Consider the following 15,910-nt stretch of genomic DNA (forward strand, 5'->3'; position numbering starts at 1 on the left):
TAATGCGACAACGCAGGCAGGTATCCTAATTGCAAAATAGGCAAAGGAGTTTGACGACACGATGAAAAAAGCGCTTATCGTATGGGGCGGATGGGACGGCCATCAGCCGAAGGAAGTAGCCGAGATTTTTCAAGAGGTGCTGACAGGCGAAGGCTTCGATGTAGAAATGTCGAATACGCTGGAAGCTTTCGCTGATGACGAGAAGCTGAAAGGACTCGATCTGATCGTTCCGGTATGGACGATGGATAAAATCGACGAGAAGCTCGTCCAGAACGTTTCTGAAGCGGTACAGAGCGGTGTCGGCCTCGCAGGCTGTCACGGCGGCATGTGTGACGCTTTCCGCGACAATGTGGAATGGCAGTTTATGACCGGCGGCCAGTGGGTTGCCCATCCAGGCAACGACGGCACCGACTACAAGGTGAACGTCAAGCACAGCACAAGCCCGCTAACGGAAGGCATTGAAGATTTCGACGTTTGCAGCGAGCAGTATTACTTGCATGTCGATCCTGCTATCGAGGTGCTGGCCACAACCCGATTCCCTGTTGCGGACGGTCCGCATGCGCTGAACAAATCGGTAGATATGCCAGTCGTATGGACAAAACGTTGGGGCGTTGGACGAGTTTACTACAATTCGCTTGGGCATCAAGCGAACATTATTGATATGCCGGTAGTGAAAGAATTGATGCGCCGCGGCTTTGTTTGGAGCGCAGAAGGAAAATCAGCGGCAGCGAGCGGAGGTCAAGCGTAACATGGAAAAAATGAAAGCAGGCATCATCGGCACAGGAAATATCAGTACCGCTTATTTGAATAACGGCTCGCAATTCGATTCGATGGAAATTGTCGCCTGCGCCGATCTCGACGTAGAGCGCGCAATTGCGAAAGGGGCGGAGCATGGCATTCGCGGCTGCTCAGTCGAAGATCTGCTCGCCGATCCTGAAATTCAGCTGGTCATCAACTTGACGATCCCGCAAGCGCACGCGGCCGTCTGTTTGCAGGTGCTGGAAGCAGGCAAGCATGTGTATACGGAGAAGCCGTTTGCCGTTACGCGCGAGGAAGCAAGAGAAGTGCTTGAACTGGCGGAGCGGAAAGGACTGCGTGTCGGCAGCGCGCCGGACACGTTCCTTGGCGGCAGCATTCAGACATGCGTGAAGCTGATCGAGGACGGCTGGATCGGCACGCCAATCGGCGCGACCGCATTTATGGTTTCCGGAGGTCATGAATCATGGCATCCGGCTCCCGATTTCTATTATCAAAGAGGCGGCGGCCCGATGTTCGATATGGGGCCTTACTATTTGACAGCCCTTGTCGCTATGCTGGGGCCGATCAATCGCGTGACCGGCTCCGTGCGAGCCTCCTTCGCTGAACGGACGATTACAAGCCAGCCGAAATATGGTCAGAAAGTGAAAGTGGAGGTGCCGACGCACGTTGCAGGCATTATCGATTTTGCTGCCGGTCCGATCGCAACGGTGCTGACGACGTTTGACGTGAAGGGCCAATCGCATCAACCGCCGCGCATTGAAGTGTACGGAAGTGCAGGTACGCTGCTCGTTCCCGATCCGAACAACTTTGAAGGCGTTATTAAACTGAACCGCGCAGGCTCGAATGAGTGGCAGGACATTCCGCTCGCTTACGGGTTTACGCAAAATGCTCGCGGCGTCGGCGCTGCCGATATGGCGAAAGCGATTTTGACGGGTCGCAAACACCGCGCCAACGGCGAGCTTGCCTACCATGTTCTAGAGGCGATGCATGGTTTCCATGACGCATCCCGTGACGGCAAGCATTACGAAATGGCCAGCACATGCGAGAAACCGGCGATTTTGCCGCTCAAACAAGGTTTGGAGCCGTTCGGTTTAGACTAAGTCGTCGTGCAGCTTGACTAAGGCCAGGTTCAAAATGGCCTCCACTTTCATCCATTCGTTATTCGTGATAAGACCGTTCCCCATTCGGGAGCGGTCTTTATTGTTGTTTGTATCCGTCGTCCGTCATAGTCGCTTTGTCCTAAGTCTAAAAAAGTGATAATGTAAAAGGACAGACAAAAGGTAATCGGCTGATGAGAAGGAATAGGAGGATGGGAGGAAGGAATAAACGATGATGGATGAACAGAACACGCCCTCGCGAGCCATGCTTGTGACAAACGGAATGGTAGTTACTCCTAAGGAAGTTATAGCCGCCTCGATCGCCGTAAGTGAAGGGGAAATAGAGGCTGTTTTTGCCTCAGAAGCTGGAGAGAGAGAGCGGGAACAGTGGCTGCGCAGCCATCCCGACGCTGAATGCATTGATGCTGCTGGCCGATATGTACTTCCCGGCCTTGTCGATATACATAACGATGCGATCGAGAAGGAGGTTCAGCCGCGGCCGAATACGCTGTTTCCGTTAAAAATGTCGCTGCTGGAATTTGAGAGAAAGCTGCCTTTGCACGGTATTACAACGATGTTTCATTCCTTGTCTTTAGGCGTCGGACTCAGTTTGCGGGGCGATCATCTACTGACGGATATGGTTGAGCTTATTAACAGCTACCGGGTTGAGAGATCGGTTGTCCGCAATCGAATTCATCTGCGTTACGAAATTACTTATTTAACGGGACTTCCCATTGTGGAGCAATACATACGGGAGCGGAAAATCGATTATTTGTCTTACATGGATCACTCCCCCGGACAAGGACAATATCACAAAGAAGGCTCCTTCGAGCGATATGTGATGAAAAATCAAGGGATAGGACCGGATGAAGTGAAAACAATCGTGGAAGAATTGCTGGTACGGAGACGGCAGATTGATTGGGAGAAGCTTCGCCAGCTAGGCGATCTTGCGATTAGCCGAGGCATTTCCCTCGCTTCTCATGACGACGATACGCCTGAGCGGGTTGAGCAATCGAAGGCGTCGGGGGTCTCGGTTTCGGAGTTTCCGATTACACTTGAAACGGCGCTGCATGCAGCAGCATCTGGACTATATGTGTGCGTCGGCGCGCCGAACATTGTCCGAGGCGGATCTCACGATTTGAATTTACGCGCGGTGGATGCGGTGTCGGCAGGAGCGGCTTCGATCATTTGCTCAGACTATCATTCTTCGTCGCTGCTGCGGGCTGTTTTTCAATTGGCGGACGAAGGGATTGCCGCTTTGCCGTCAGCGGTGAAATTAGCGACGCTTCATCCGGCCGAGGCCTGCGGAATTGCGGATGAAGTCGGCTCCATCGAGACGGGCAAAGCGGCAGATCTCATTATTGTAGACCGCTTCGATGATCATCCTTGGGTAGCGAGAACGATCGTTGGCGGCCGTACGGTATACGAAGCCAATACCTTTTACAACAATTAATAAGGCAGCAGAACCTGGCGGGCAGGTTTTAAGATTTGAGCACCGGCTCAAGCTGGCTAAGATGCTGATGCAGGACATCGACGAGTTTTGCCTGCTCTTTGCCGTCAAGCTTGCCCCATATCATTTCAAATAAAACGCCTAGCCCTGGCAGTGTTCGTTCATCATGGCCGACCGAGCCTTCGATTACTTCGGTCAACTGCTGCTTGTCGTTGTTTTGAACTCGGGCAATGATGGCGGATCGCAAATCCAAAATCGGCGGTTGCAAAAAAGATCCCTCCTTCAGGTTAACGGACCGTGCGTGCAGCCGATGCCGGGCGGGCATACTGCTCGCTTATTTACTATGTCCGGCAGCGGCGTTTTTCATCCGAAGCGGCTGATTGTGCTATAATATAGGAAGTTTTTATGGGAGAACGGCCGGTGCGGCAGAACCGGCGGATTGCAACTGCGAATAGGGAGTGTGAATCGAATGGCCAAAAAACAATTCGCCGTCATTGGCATGGGCAGGTTCGGCTCAAGCGTGGCCGCGACCTTATCCGGCATGGGATACGAAGTGCTGGCGATCGATTCCAGCGAGCAGCGCGTTCAGGATGCAGTTGAGAAGGTAACGCACGCGGTGACGGCTGATTCCACCGACGAAGAAGCGATGCGCTCGCTTGGCCTTCGCAATTTCGATGTCGTCGTTGTCGCCATTGGACAAGATATTCAGTCGAGTATATTAACGACGCTTATTTTAAAAGATTTAGGCTGCGGGGCTATCGTCGTGAAGGCGCAAAACGAGCTGCATGGCAAAGTGCTGTCCAAAATCGGCGCTGATAAAGTCATATTTCCCGAAAGAGATATGGGGCAGCGGGTTGCGCATCATTTGATTTCGCCCAATATTTTGGATTACATCGAAATTTCGAATGATTACAGCATTATCGAGCTGAAGGCTCCGTCAGCAATGATTGGCAAAAGCCTCATCCAGCTTGATATACGCCAGAAGTTCAAGTGCAACGTAATGGCGATTAAGTCGGGCACTAATATGAACATCGCTCCGTACGCGGAAGACTTGATTCGAAGCAGCGACATATTGGTCATTGTAGGCAAAAACGAAGATTTATCCAATTTGGAAATAGCTTATGCGGAAGGCTGAGTAAAGAAGAAATGAACCACGAGACGATCGTTTCCATTCAAAATGAGCGGGTAAAGCAATGGGCTTCCTTGCTCGATAAAAAATACCGAGACCGGACAAGCCGCTTCATCATCGAAGGCATTCATGTCATTCAGGAGGCTATCCGTTCGCAATCTGCGGTCGACACTATTGTGTATGACGAATCGCGCGGGCTGCCTAAAGAGCTGGAGCCTTGTTTGGATGTGCCAAACATCCGGTGGGTGCAAGCATCGCCGCAAGTGATGGCCAAATGCACCGGCACGGATACGCCGCCGCCAGTCTTTGCGATTGCTGAAAAGCTAAAACGCGTCGAATCTGCTCTGTTTCGTGAGCATTCGCTCGTTGTTGTACTGGACGGCGTGCGCGATCCCGGCAATGTCGGTACCATTATTCGCAGCGCGGATGCGGTAGGGGCCGATGCGGTCGTGCTCGGCAAAGGCTGCGCCGATCTGTACAATCCGAAGACGGTCCGCTCGACAATGGGCTCTCTTTATCATCTACCGATTATGGAAGCGGATCTGTCGGAGCTGCTGCCGGAAGCAAAATCACGCGGCATCAAGCTTGTAGCGACCAGCCTCCAGGCCACGAATACATGCTATTCGTACGACTGGAAGCAGCCTTCCTGGATATTGCTCGGCAATGAATCGAACGGCATTTCTGACGCTGTACTGGAGCAGTCCGATGAGGCGGTAATCATTCCGATTCGCGGACAGGCGGAGTCACTTAATGTGGCGATGGCCTCGACTGTACTGCTGTACGAGGCGTTGCGGCAGCGGAGTTTTAACTAGCCCAAAAATTATTATTCTCAATTCACCGAAGACTGGGAATTGGTTGTAGTTAAACTCAATCATGCCTCAGTCTTTTTCACCCAGAGACGAGTCTATTACGATACACATGTATCTTTTCTTTCTCTTACATCCGCCAAACAACCGCCTGTACTTCCTCTAAATGATGTAGACTGCTTTCCTCCACGATCTCGACTACTTCAACTGTACAGTTAAATAACAATTTCAAAATAGCCATGCCTCGAATTTGACTTTCTCTTAACTTATCATTCGTGTCACGGCGTTTACATTCAACAAATCGGATTTCTGAATAGTCAGGTTTATAGACCAGCAGGTCGGGCTCTTCTGTTTTTACAAATGGAGAGAACGTTGGCCAGTATGCTCGACCGCTTTCGTATCTTGAATCCCCGAAATGACTACGTAAAATGATTTCTGCAGTGGGATATTTTCCTAATTTGTTTCCGCCCAGAAGGTTAAAGTCGTGGTGAATCCATTGATAGCCTAAAGATTCGTAGTACTTTCCTGCGATATACTCGCCAAACCCCTTAGAGCCTGGTAGTTTCCTACAATACGAATCGATACAATCATTACGATCCCCGCTTTTCCAGCGTTCTAATTGTTCTTTGTTGTAGATTAATCTACGTGTAGGAATAACAATGTCCAAAGAAAATCACTCCTCATTTAACATACTTCAATCCAGCTCACGGTTACGAAGAGCAATTGAACTAAAATCGCGGACGTAATGTTCAAGCTTGGCAGGCTTATGTGTAGCGAGAATGATCCTGTTCGTCGTATTTACCCCTTTAATCCCTTTCACGATAACCTCCGCCAGTTCTCCCGACCGGATGAAGCGGTTAGCTACAATTGATGAAACGAAGCTTAGGCCATAGCCGGCTGCGACGGCCTGAATCGTTTCATTTAAGCCGTTGAACTCCAGTTCAATTGTAGGGGGCAAAACATTAACGAGCTGACAAAATTCAAACAACCTCTTCCGGGTAGCGCTTCCTTCCTCCCTCATAATAAAAGGCTCCTTCATGACTTCTTCAACGGTTATGCTCTGATTGGCAAAACGGTGCGAGGGAGCCGTGACAAATTTAAACTCGTCCCTAAACAGCTCTACACAGTGAAGGGATTGAAGGCGATCCTCTGAAAGCCTGTCATGGCCAAAGATAGCTACGTCAGCTTCATACTGCAGCAGGCTCTCGAGTGCTTGCCCGGAATTGACGGTAGCAATCTGTACCGCAATTTGCGGGTGCTTTTGCTTGAACAGAGAGGCCCATTTAGGGATGAGCGTACTAGTTGCCAAGTAATTGCCGGCTATACGGAGCTTTCCTTGCGGGTGCCGATGGTAATCGTCAAGCATAGTCCTTATTTGCTCTTCGATCGCGAATAGCTGCTCGGTAGGGTGAAGCAGCTTTTGTCCAAGCGGGGTCAACGCCAGCATTCTTCCTTTTTTCTCAAATAAAACGACTTCATGCAGCCGTTCAAAGCTGCGGATTTGTGCGGAGATAGCTGGCTGGCTAATCTTCAGCTTTTTGGAGGCTGCCGTTACGCTCCCGGTCGAAGCGATAGCGTGAAAAAGCATTAACGCATGCAGATTTAATGTCATCTTTTACACCTTCTATATAAAAAATAAAACCTATATAAAAAACCTATATTATTAATTTATAGGTAATGACTTTATAATGCAAGGTACGATAATGCTTCTTAAGAGGACAACACCGGCTGCTAGCGCCCGAATTGGAAAGAAGGAAAAGGTATGTTGATCAGGAGGATGGGAAGCAGTGACGTCAGGTCTAGAGGAATAATATTAGCTTATAGCTCGGCATTTGCTTTTATCATTGCAATGGTTGTGGTATCTGAGATTAGCCATACACATGAATTTATTTTGCCCGAATTTGCAGCCATGGCAATTGCGATGTGGGCATTTCGCGACAGCAATTGGCTTAGGCAGCCGTTGTATATTTGTCTTGCTCCGACCATGACCTCATTAGTTGGTTTTGCCATTAATCAGTTGTCGCTGGCATATCTCATCAAAGTTGCGCTCACTCTCAAGCAGCGAAGGGCCGTCCGGCTATGGCCTTTCTCCTTATTATGCTCGGCTGGCTTGTTGTCTGTTGGCTCTTTGGCATAGAGCAGCTTGCGGCAATTCCGCCTGTCGTTGTGGTTGCCTATGAAGCCATTCATAAGCGGGTATACCGTATCCAGACCGCCTTCAAGCAAGGCTTTACTTTGACCCTGTCAGCAACAATCGGAACCTTGTTGTATTTAACTATTTCTTCATGGACAGTGATCATCCTAATGGATATCCTCCTGATGTTGTTTCTGTCGCTCGTTACGCGCGTCCGAATGCCAGCGTTGTACGCATTTACGCTTTTTCCGTTTATTCTCCCAGTGGAAGCTGTGCATTCACTTCCGCTAACTACCCTATGGGCAGCTTTATATACGTTCACTTGTCTATGGATGTACAAAAAAATGATGTGGAGGAGAGAAGTGCGGGTTTCTTATTAATAAGCTGCTCTTATTTTAATGAATGATAAGTACATCACTAAGCAGGCTAAGATGGGCGAGTTGTTTTTTTGATATACTAGAGTGAGCAACGAAATAGAAATGTTGTATAGTTTTATCATTAACAGGAGGCCTATCAATGAGTCAGCGATATTGCATAACACGATCCATGCAACAAAATTTAACGGAGCAAGCCATTTCCTTGGAAGAGTGCAAAGATTACTTTGCATCTAAGCCTGACTTTACGTACTCGCAGGTACTTACTCTAAAAGGTGCAGACAGCACTATGTCGATCGAAGGGGATTTCTTTATTTGGAGGCTTTCGAACGCAGAAGTCCCTTTCCGGCTATACATGGGCGATTTATATGTGGCAGTTTCAAACGAAGCTGTCGTTCCCAAAATGATTGAAATTGCCACTGATCTGCGTGCTGATGTAGTAGAAGGGTAAGTTCAATTGTAAACTCAAATTTTTACATGATTGAGGTTTTTATTTCATGCAGCGGTTATACAATAGGCTCCTAAGCGGCTTTCAACAAAGGAGCGTTGCATGAAGTGAATATCAGTCAAACCAGAATACTTGAAGGCGAGTCCATCGAACTTGTTCCTATGGATGCCAGCCACACCGCAGCTTTGATTCTGGTGCTAGGTAGACGGGAAATTTGGGAGTTTACCTGGAGAAGGATCACGACATTGGAGCAGGCGGAGCAGCTAATTGAAGCAGCGCTGGAGAGCAAAAATAACGGAACAGCTATTCCCTATACTATTTTTGAAAAGAAAACCGGCCGTATCATTGGCACAACGCGCATCATTCAGCCCGACCTCGCTCATCGCAACGCGGAAATTGGATGCACCTGGATTTCGCCGGAATTTTGGAGAACCAGAACCAATACGGAAGCCAAGTCGCTGCTTTTGCATTATTGCTTCGAAGAGCTAGAGCTATTGCGGGTGCAGTTCTCAATCAGCAGTTACAATGTGAGATCGCAAAAAGCCGTCGAGCGTCTTGGAGGAATCCGAGAAGGCGTTCTTCGCAGGCACAAAATGAAATCTGACGGCACGATCCATGACAACGTTATTTATAGCATCCTTGATACCGAGTGGTCCGAAGTAAAAGCGAATTTGCATTACCTGTTGAACGTGAAATATGCCATGAGCTGAGCAAATGACAAATATAAATACGTTTAAGACCGCATATCATGCGGTTTTTTCTTTTATTTGGTACAAATTCTTGTCAAAACTAGGGCTCATCATCATTACAGCTTGGGCATAATGATTGATATTAGCTATACTTGTCACGCCGTTGTCAGGTTATACATTTCATAATGTATTTGAGGTGATTCATATGCAAATTAACCGGCTATTTGAGATTATATATATTCTGTTAAATAAGAACATAACTACTGCTAAAGAGCTAGCCGAGCGTTTTGAAGTATCCGTAAGAACAATTTATCGGGATATCGATACCTTATCTTCGGCGGGGATACCTATTTATGCAAGCCAGGGGAAAGGTGGAGGTATTTCGTTAATGGACAGCTTTGTTCTTAATAAATCCATTCTTTCAGATAAAGAGCAAAATGAAATATTGTTTGCGCTGCAAAGCCTGACAGTAACGCAAAATCCTGAAACGGACAGGGTACTTTCAAAAATAAGCAGCTTGTTCAATAAAAGCAATATGAATTGGATCGAAGTAGATTTATCTCCTTGGGGCAGTGATAAAAATAACATAAGCCAATTTACTGTTCTCAAAGACGCTATTCTAAACCGTCAGATCATTGAGTTTAGTTATTTTAATGCATTTGGAGAAAAAAGCAGTCGTAAGGTAGAGCCAGTGAAACTCCTTTTTAAGATAAAGGTATGGTATCTGCAAGGGTTCTGTCTATCAAAAAATGAATTTAGAACTTTTAAAATTTCACGTATGTCCGATATCCGGGTAACACAGCATTTTTTTACGACTAGATCGCCAGAGGCCCAGCCAGAAATTCAAAATGTGAAAAGTGCCCAAAAGCAGATTGATTTGCAATTGCAGATTGCTCCTCAAGGGGCTTACCGGGTATTTGATGAATTCAATGAAAAGGATATCACTAGAAATGAAGATGGCTCTTTTACAATTGTAACTGCTTTACCGGAAGGCGAGTGGCTCTTTCACTATATCCTCTCGTTCGGAACCGATATCGAAGTTTTAGCCCCACAAAATATACGCGAAATCATCCAAAGTAAATTAGATGAAATGATTGGGAAATATAAAAAAACAATAACTTGACCCGATGTCGTCAGGTTATATTCCGTATAATTGCGAAGTAGCGGTTGACGGAAACTAAATAAAAATAGGAGGAAAAAAATGATAACCAACACTTTGCTTATCAAACTAAAGGACGAAAGCATTGAAAATATTGAAAAGGCTAGATCTGTACTTTTAAGCATGGAAGGTGAAATTGAAGTCCTGCAAGGACTGCAGGTTGAGGCGAATATACGCCATGAAAGATCCTCGTATGATATTATCTTAATCACTCGTTTTTCCACAATGGAGGATTTGGAGGCTTATCTAATCCATCCTTTTCATGTGGAAGTACAGAAGTATATTGCGGGTGTTATAGAGTCAGGCGCATCCGTATGCTTTGGAGAATAGATGATTCCATAAGAACGAGACAAGTTAAGAACAGCATTTTGACACTGGCATAAAAAAATGGTGGCCGCCTCTTTGTTATGCAGGTGTCGGCTGCCATTTTGTTTATATGCGGGTTTATCTTGTTGCGAATCGTTTCGAGTAAGGTACTGATTAGAACTTACTCTAGCTTGGCAAAATACAAACGGCTTCTTCCCTAAATTGATGACAGCGCTTTCCTATCAATATATGGTATATTATATGTGAAGATAGTACCATTAGGGGGAACTGGGAATATGGAGCATTTAATCGGCAAAAAGGTACTAACCGATATTGTAAACGCTTATGGTACGACAGTTGTTCCAGCCAATACCATTCTGACGTATGAAGCGTTAAGATTAATCGTTAACCATAAAATCGATTTGCGTGCCCTCTCTTTTACACCATCCCCTGCCGCAGTCGAAGCCAATCAACCCGACAAAAAGGCGGTTAATAAGCTGGTTCGGCGTACCGTCGCAAAATCGAAAGAATTGTTTGAGTCTATATACACCTCCAAGAAGGTTCCGGTAATGGAAATTCGGGCGGAGGTTCTTCCCGCTGTACAGGACCTGTCGGCCAACCCCAGCGTTTTTGAATTGTTCGAATCGGTTAAGGCCAAGGACGATTACACCTATCAGCATAATATCGGCGTAGGCGTTATCTCGACCATGATCGGCAGATGGCTGAATATGGACGACAAACAGCTGTCGACCCTTTCGCTTGCTGCGACTCTGCACGATGTCGGCAAGGTCAATATTCCAATTGAAATTTTAAACAAGCCCGGCAAATTGACAGAAGAAGAGTATGAACTGGTGAAAAAACATACGATCTTCGGTTACGAGCTGTTGAAGCAAACCCCTGGCATTAGCCCCAAAGTCGCCAGAGTCGCTTTGCAGCATCATGAACGTGAGGATGGAGGAGGCTATCCGCTCGGCTTGAAGCGAGATAAAATTGACTATCTTAGCGCCGTAGTCGCCGTGGCTGACGTTTTTCATGCGATGACCTCCAAAAGGCCCTATCATGAGCCTGAGCCGTTTCACGAAATCATTAGCCAGATGGCGCGAGGAAAGTTCGGAGAGTTAAATCCTCATATTGTTTCGTTATTTCTTGAAAATGTGATGAAGAAAATGATCGGGAAGCAAGTTATATTAACGGATGGCCGGACAGGAGAGGTTGTCATGCTAAATCCGCATCGCATGGAAACTCCTTTGGTTAGAATAGCCGACGAGTTTGTCGATTTAAGCAGAGAGGAAGGTTTGCGCATTCGCGAAGTGATTTCCTAAAAGGAAACGAAATGCGTCAGCCGCTAGCTCCTTCGATCCTGCTGAGGCTAGACTTAGCTTGCTGAAAATAACAATGGAGCTGCCCCAGAAGTTTATTTTCGGAATGTTCATTCGAGGTATTAATTTAAAAGGAGCTTTCCATACCGCTTTTATCGTGGTATGGAAGGCTCCTTGCAACCTTTATAGGACTGACTCACTGGAACTTCTCAGTTTGAGACAGCATTATATCGTTTATTGGTAAATCTGTCCTCCAGCGCAATTAACGACCGTACCGTTCAGCATAACTGCGCCTGTAGTCAGTGCAAAGATAACGACGTCGGCAATCTCTTCCGGAGTAGCCGCATTGTTCGGGCCTGTTGAAGCTATCAGCTTAGCAAGGCGATCCTCGGTCAGCGTCGTCACGGCGCTGGCGCCGATATTTGTTTTCATCGTATTAGGCGCTACGCCTACGGCGTAAACGTTCAAATCCTGGTAGTCTTGGCCGATTGACTTGGTTAGAGCGGCCAGCGCGTGTTTTGTCGCAGAGTAAAGACCATTGTAGGCGGTCGGTTTGAAACTGTTGGAGGATACCGTGTTCACGATGCTGCCTCCGCCGTTCTCGATCATAACCGGAATGACATATTTCAGGCCGAGGAAAGCGCCTTTAAAATTGACGCCGATGAGACGGTCGAACTCGTTGCTTTCATATTCGTGGAGGAGACGCATCGGAATCATGATGCCGGCGTTATTTACGAACATATCAATTTTTCCGAACGCTTCCACGGCTTGCTTAACGTAATTTTGCACGTCGGCTTCGGATGAAACGTCAGCTTTGACGAAGATCGCTTCCGCGCCGTGCGCCTTTGCAGCCTCCAGCGTTTCAGCCCCGGCAGCTTCGTTAAAATCGACGAGCACGAGACGGTAGCCTTGCTCCGCCATTTTAATAGCGAGGGAACGGCCGAGACCGGTTGCGGAACCTGTAATAACGACAACTTTGGATTCTGACATGATTGAACACGCTCCTTATGGGGTAAAGGTTGTTTTCCTTAGCGCTTGCAGCAGCTTCTCGTTGATCGCCAAGTATTGCTTGATTTCCTCATCATTCAATTCACGGAAGAGCTCCATCCGCAGCTGATCGCCTTTTTCTTGGACTTCATCAAGAAAGGACAAGCCCTTTTCCGTAATGCCGAGCAAAATTTGCCGTCTGTCCTCGTCGTTGTAAATGCGTTCGGCATAGCCCAACTTGACGAGTTTTCCAGAAATATTCGTTATGGCTCCCGGCGTATAGGCTAGCGTTTCAGCCAGAACCGTCTGCTTTTGCGGACTTTCCGCCTTCAGCTCCTGAAGGACGAGGATAGGAGAGATGCCGATATTATGATCGAACATCTTCGTCCATTTGACGACGGCTTCATTCGTCAGCATTTCAACCGAACGGATGAGATGCAGTATTTCGTTGTTCTCCAACAAGCTTCCACTCCACTGAAATCTATTTTTTTATTGCTTTTATTTTAACATTAAAATAAATACTTTTAAATAGTTGAACGTTATAATAAATGAATAGATTTGAGGCATTCGAGGCAGGCATTGGCATGTCAAAGAGTAGCAGCTTCGCTTTCTATTTCTCTCAATTTGCATTACTATAGTAGAATAGATTGATAGAACGATAGAAGGCCGTCATGCGATGATGGCTTCTTTTTATTAGTGGGGTGATTGTTATGATTCGATTCATCGATGACCGTTACGGACGTTCGCCGCTCATCGCGGTTTTTATTTTGTTTTTGTTGAAGTCGATGCTGTTTCGATGGTTCGTATTCGGAGGCGAAACCGGCTCTGCAGCATTTGCCGATGCGGTTGCGGTGTTGTCGCTGCTGCTGCTGGTTGAAATTGTCGTTCCGGCTCGCATTAAGGGAGCAGCCTATTGGCTGCTGAACGTTATTTATTCACTCGTGTTGTTCGCTTCGACCATCTATAGCGACTATTACGGTTCCATTCCGACCTACACGGCATTAAAGGCGCTGAATCAACTGCCTCAGATTGGGGCGAGCGTTAATGCGCTAATTCAAGGCGTGTATTTCCTTTATTTTGCTGATGTGGCTCTGATTGCGCTTTGGTATGTTGTGAGAAAAATAAGAGGCAAGCGATTGGCTGGCCGCCGTCGGCTTTTCAAAATTCGTTGGCTCGCAGCCGGGATGCTCGTTTGTGTGCTGCTTTCTTCCCGGTTTGTATATACGGCGAACGCCATTCCAAACGAACTGGCTCAGGCCGAGAGCGTAGGCTTTCTGAATTATCAGGCGGCCGCAGCATGGAAAGCGGGAAGTGCAGCTGCTGCTCTCCAACTGGGAAGTTTGGAAGAAACGACTTCGGAAGCAATGACGCTGCAAGCCTCCTATCCTTACCGGGATTCTGAGGGTGCCTCGCGAGAGTTCGGTTCGGCGCAAGGGAAGAACCTGATTGTTGTACAGCTTGAAGCATTTCAAAACTTTCCTCTCCATTTGACTGTCGGCGGTCGGGAAGTTACGCCAGTATTGAATAAGCTTGCAGAAGCGAGCTACTATTTTCCGCATATTTATCAGCAGATCGGTCAAGGGAATACGTCTGATGCTGAATTTATGTCCAATACGTCGATTTACCCGGAAGGGAAAAAGGCGATGTCTTCGAACTATGGGGACCGCGAGCTTCCCAGCTTACCGAAGCTACTGCAGTCTCGTGGGTATGAGGCAGTTACCTTCCATGTGAATGATGTGTCGTTCTGGGACCGAAACAAGCTTTACCCGGCGCTAGGCTTTGACCATTTTTACGACAAGCCGTTTTTTGAAAACGACCATTTTAACGATTTTGGACCTTCCGACGAGCAGCTGTTCAAAACCGGAATTGCAGAGCTTTCCGAGCTGGCGAAATCCGGTAAGCCGTTTTACGCTCAATTTGTAACCGCGTCGAGCCATTTTCCGTTCCATGTACCAGACGGTTTCGAGAAGCTGGAGCTGCCGGACGAATTGGACGGTACTCATTTGGGCGATTACTTGAGGGCTGTCCACTATGCGGATTATGCGTTAGGGACGTTTATTGATCAATTGAAAGCTAATGGACTGTGGGACAATTCGGTTCTGGCGGTTTATGGCGACCATTTCGGCCTGCAGCCGGATAAGGCGCCTGCCGACAAGATCAGCTCCTTGCTTGGCATTACGTATGATGATCGGCTGAGCCGTTTTAACATTCCGTTTATCGTCCACAATCCGGATCAACCAACTGGAGAAGTCGTGGAGCAGCCGGGCGGTCAGCTCGACATGATGCCGACGATCGCCAATTTGCTCGGTATCGTTCCTTTTGAGGAAGGCGTTGTGACGTTTGGGCATGATTTGCTGAACATTGATCGCAATGTTTTCGGTATGAGATATTATTTGCCGACAGGCTCGTTTTTCAACAACGATATTTTGTTTATTCCTGGTAAAGGCTTTGACGACGGAAAGGCATACTCGCTGAAAACGATGAAGCTGATTTCCGGGGAAAGCCTAGATCAATATCGAGACGATTACGACTATGTGCTGAAGCTTATGGAGATATCAGATCTGTACGTGAAGCAGCTTCCAAAACGAGGTCCGGCGCTGGATTAAGGAAATTCGTGGAGCGGAGTGAAGTGTGCGCGAGCATGCTGAAATCGCGCCAGTTGCGAGTCGTAAGTTGCCCATTGCGAGTTGTCCGTTGCGAGTCGCGAATTCTCAGTTGTGAGTTATCTGTTGCGTGTTTTTAGTTGTGAGTTGCTCGTTGAGTGTTGCGTGTTGTCCATTGCAACTCGTCCGTTGCATTGTTGCCCGAAAATAAATGCAATTTTACAGTTATTTTCGGGCTTAAATAGTCAATTAATATAAATAACTGCCAAATTGCAGTTACTCAGACAGATTGGCCCCAAGAATGGGCGTAGTCGTCCTGAATAACTGCAAAAAGGCAGTTATTGTTCGTTTATTGGAGCAAATCGGCTAAAATAACTGCTGAAATGCAGTTATTATTTGGAAGCGGACAGGAACAGGCAGGTCAGTAGGGGGGGGGCGCCGCCTCTGGCTTCCGCTCAACCACATCAATTAAGAAGTGGAGACCGTCCAAGTACTCGACCTCGTGAGTAAAACGTGGCAAGCCTGTCATTGTCATCTCTCGGTCACATCAATCAGACACAGATAAGTATTTTCCTCGTCTACGTACTCAATTACGATCAATTGCAAGCAGGTGGGACGCCGCCGTCCCAGAACTCGCTCTACCACGTCAA

17 protein-coding genes are annotated in these 15,910 nt (G+C 47.3%); 12 read left to right on the forward strand and 5 right to left on the reverse strand.

All coding sequences use genetic code 11. From position 1 onward, the window contains the following. Positions 1-61: 61 nt before the first annotated feature. From ACFVTB_RS12195 to ACFVTB_RS12205, 3 genes are all read left to right on the forward strand, one after another. The gene (locus ACFVTB_RS12195; RefSeq protein ID WP_387748855.1) at positions 62-748 is read left to right on the forward strand and encodes a ThuA domain-containing protein; all 687 of its coding nucleotides are present in this window, start codon (positions 62-64) and stop codon (positions 746-748) included. 1 nt (position 749) lies between these two features. Further along, positions 750-1,859, forward strand: a complete 1,110-nt coding sequence (locus tag ACFVTB_RS12200; protein ID WP_387748857.1) for a Gfo/Idh/MocA family protein — start codon at positions 750-752, stop codon at positions 1,857-1,859. A gap of 229 nt (positions 1,860-2,088) precedes the next feature. Next, positions 2,089-3,309 carry an alpha-D-ribose 1-methylphosphonate 5-triphosphate diphosphatase gene (locus ACFVTB_RS12205; RefSeq protein WP_387748859.1) on the forward strand — a complete coding sequence of 407 codons (1,221 nt, stop codon included), beginning with the start codon at positions 2,089-2,091 and terminating at the stop codon, positions 3,307-3,309. Positions 3,310-3,337: 28 nt separating this feature from the next. On the opposite strand, the gene sspI is transcribed toward ACFVTB_RS12205, so the two are convergent. Then, the gene (gene sspI, locus ACFVTB_RS12210; protein ID WP_387748861.1) at positions 3,338-3,574 is read right to left on the reverse strand and encodes a small acid-soluble spore protein SspI; all 237 of its coding nucleotides are present in this window, start codon (positions 3,572-3,574) and stop codon (positions 3,338-3,340) included. A gap of 177 nt (positions 3,575-3,751) precedes the next feature. Here sspI and ACFVTB_RS12215 point away from each other — a divergent pair, with 177 nt between their 5' ends. Together ACFVTB_RS12215 and ACFVTB_RS12220 are read left to right on the forward strand one after the other, a co-directional pair. Next, a complete protein-coding gene (locus ACFVTB_RS12215) occupies positions 3,752-4,441 on the forward strand; it encodes a potassium channel family protein (protein ID WP_387749380.1) in 690 nt (229 codons plus the stop codon). A gap of 11 nt (positions 4,442-4,452) precedes the next feature. Next, on the forward strand, positions 4,453-5,247 hold the full coding sequence (locus ACFVTB_RS12220) for a TrmH family RNA methyltransferase (protein WP_387748863.1): 795 nt from the start codon (positions 4,453-4,455) through the stop codon (positions 5,245-5,247). A 124-nt stretch (positions 5,248-5,371) separates the two neighbouring features. Here the strand turns inward: ACFVTB_RS12220 and ACFVTB_RS12225 are convergent, their stop codons facing one another. Both ACFVTB_RS12225 and ACFVTB_RS12230 read right to left on the reverse strand, forming a co-directional pair. Then, complete coding sequence (locus ACFVTB_RS12225) at positions 5,372-5,908, reverse strand: hypothetical protein (protein WP_387748865.1); 537 nt, start codon at positions 5,906-5,908, stop codon at positions 5,372-5,374. Between the two features lie 27 nt (positions 5,909-5,935). After that, on the reverse strand, positions 5,936-6,853 hold the full coding sequence (locus tag ACFVTB_RS12230) for a LysR family transcriptional regulator (protein ID WP_387748867.1): 918 nt from the start codon (positions 6,851-6,853) through the stop codon (positions 5,936-5,938). Positions 6,854-7,320: 467 nt separating this feature from the next. Between ACFVTB_RS12230 and ACFVTB_RS12235 the strand changes: the two genes are divergently transcribed. The 6 genes from ACFVTB_RS12235 (at position 7,321) to ACFVTB_RS12260 (ending at position 11,673) form a co-directional block, all read left to right on the forward strand. Further along, complete coding sequence (locus tag ACFVTB_RS12235) at positions 7,321-7,755, forward strand: hypothetical protein (protein ID WP_387748870.1); 435 nt, start codon at positions 7,321-7,323, stop codon at positions 7,753-7,755. A gap of 136 nt (positions 7,756-7,891) precedes the next feature. Further along, positions 7,892-8,200 carry a hypothetical protein gene (locus tag ACFVTB_RS12240; protein ID WP_387748872.1) on the forward strand — a complete coding sequence of 103 codons (309 nt, stop codon included), beginning with the start codon at positions 7,892-7,894 and terminating at the stop codon, positions 8,198-8,200. A gap of 104 nt (positions 8,201-8,304) precedes the next feature. Further along, positions 8,305-8,907: a GNAT family N-acetyltransferase gene (locus ACFVTB_RS12245; RefSeq protein ID WP_387749383.1), complete on the forward strand. Its 603-nt coding sequence runs from the start codon at positions 8,305-8,307 to the stop codon at positions 8,905-8,907. 184 nt (positions 8,908-9,091) lie between these two features. Then, on the forward strand, positions 9,092-10,009 hold the full coding sequence (locus ACFVTB_RS12250) for a helix-turn-helix transcriptional regulator (RefSeq protein ID WP_387748874.1): 918 nt from the start codon (positions 9,092-9,094) through the stop codon (positions 10,007-10,009). Positions 10,010-10,087: 78 nt separating this feature from the next. Further along, on the forward strand, positions 10,088-10,375 hold the full coding sequence (locus ACFVTB_RS12255) for a Dabb family protein (protein WP_387748876.1): 288 nt from the start codon (positions 10,088-10,090) through the stop codon (positions 10,373-10,375). Between the two features lie 272 nt (positions 10,376-10,647). Continuing rightward, entirely contained in the window at positions 10,648-11,673 is a 1,026-nt protein-coding gene (locus ACFVTB_RS12260; RefSeq protein ID WP_387748878.1) for an HD-GYP domain-containing protein, read from the forward strand. A gap of 231 nt (positions 11,674-11,904) precedes the next feature. On the opposite strand, the gene ACFVTB_RS12265 is transcribed toward ACFVTB_RS12260, so the two are convergent. Next, positions 11,905-12,660 carry an SDR family NAD(P)-dependent oxidoreductase gene (locus ACFVTB_RS12265; RefSeq protein WP_387748880.1) on the reverse strand — a complete coding sequence of 252 codons (756 nt, stop codon included), beginning with the start codon at positions 12,658-12,660 and terminating at the stop codon, positions 11,905-11,907. Between the two features lie 15 nt (positions 12,661-12,675). After that, entirely contained in the window at positions 12,676-13,116 is a 441-nt protein-coding gene (locus ACFVTB_RS12270) for a MarR family winged helix-turn-helix transcriptional regulator (protein ID WP_387748882.1), read from the reverse strand. A 251-nt stretch (positions 13,117-13,367) separates the two neighbouring features. On the opposite strand from ACFVTB_RS12270, the gene ACFVTB_RS12275 reads away from it, so the two are divergent. Beyond that, on the forward strand, positions 13,368-15,263 hold the full coding sequence (locus ACFVTB_RS12275) for an LTA synthase family protein (RefSeq protein WP_387748884.1): 1,896 nt from the start codon (positions 13,368-13,370) through the stop codon (positions 15,261-15,263). Positions 15,264-15,910 lie beyond the last annotated feature (647 nt).

Source organism: Paenibacillus sp. NPDC058071 (assembly GCF_042885235.1).
Classification (GTDB): Bacteria; Bacillota; Bacilli; order Paenibacillales; family Paenibacillaceae; genus Pristimantibacillus.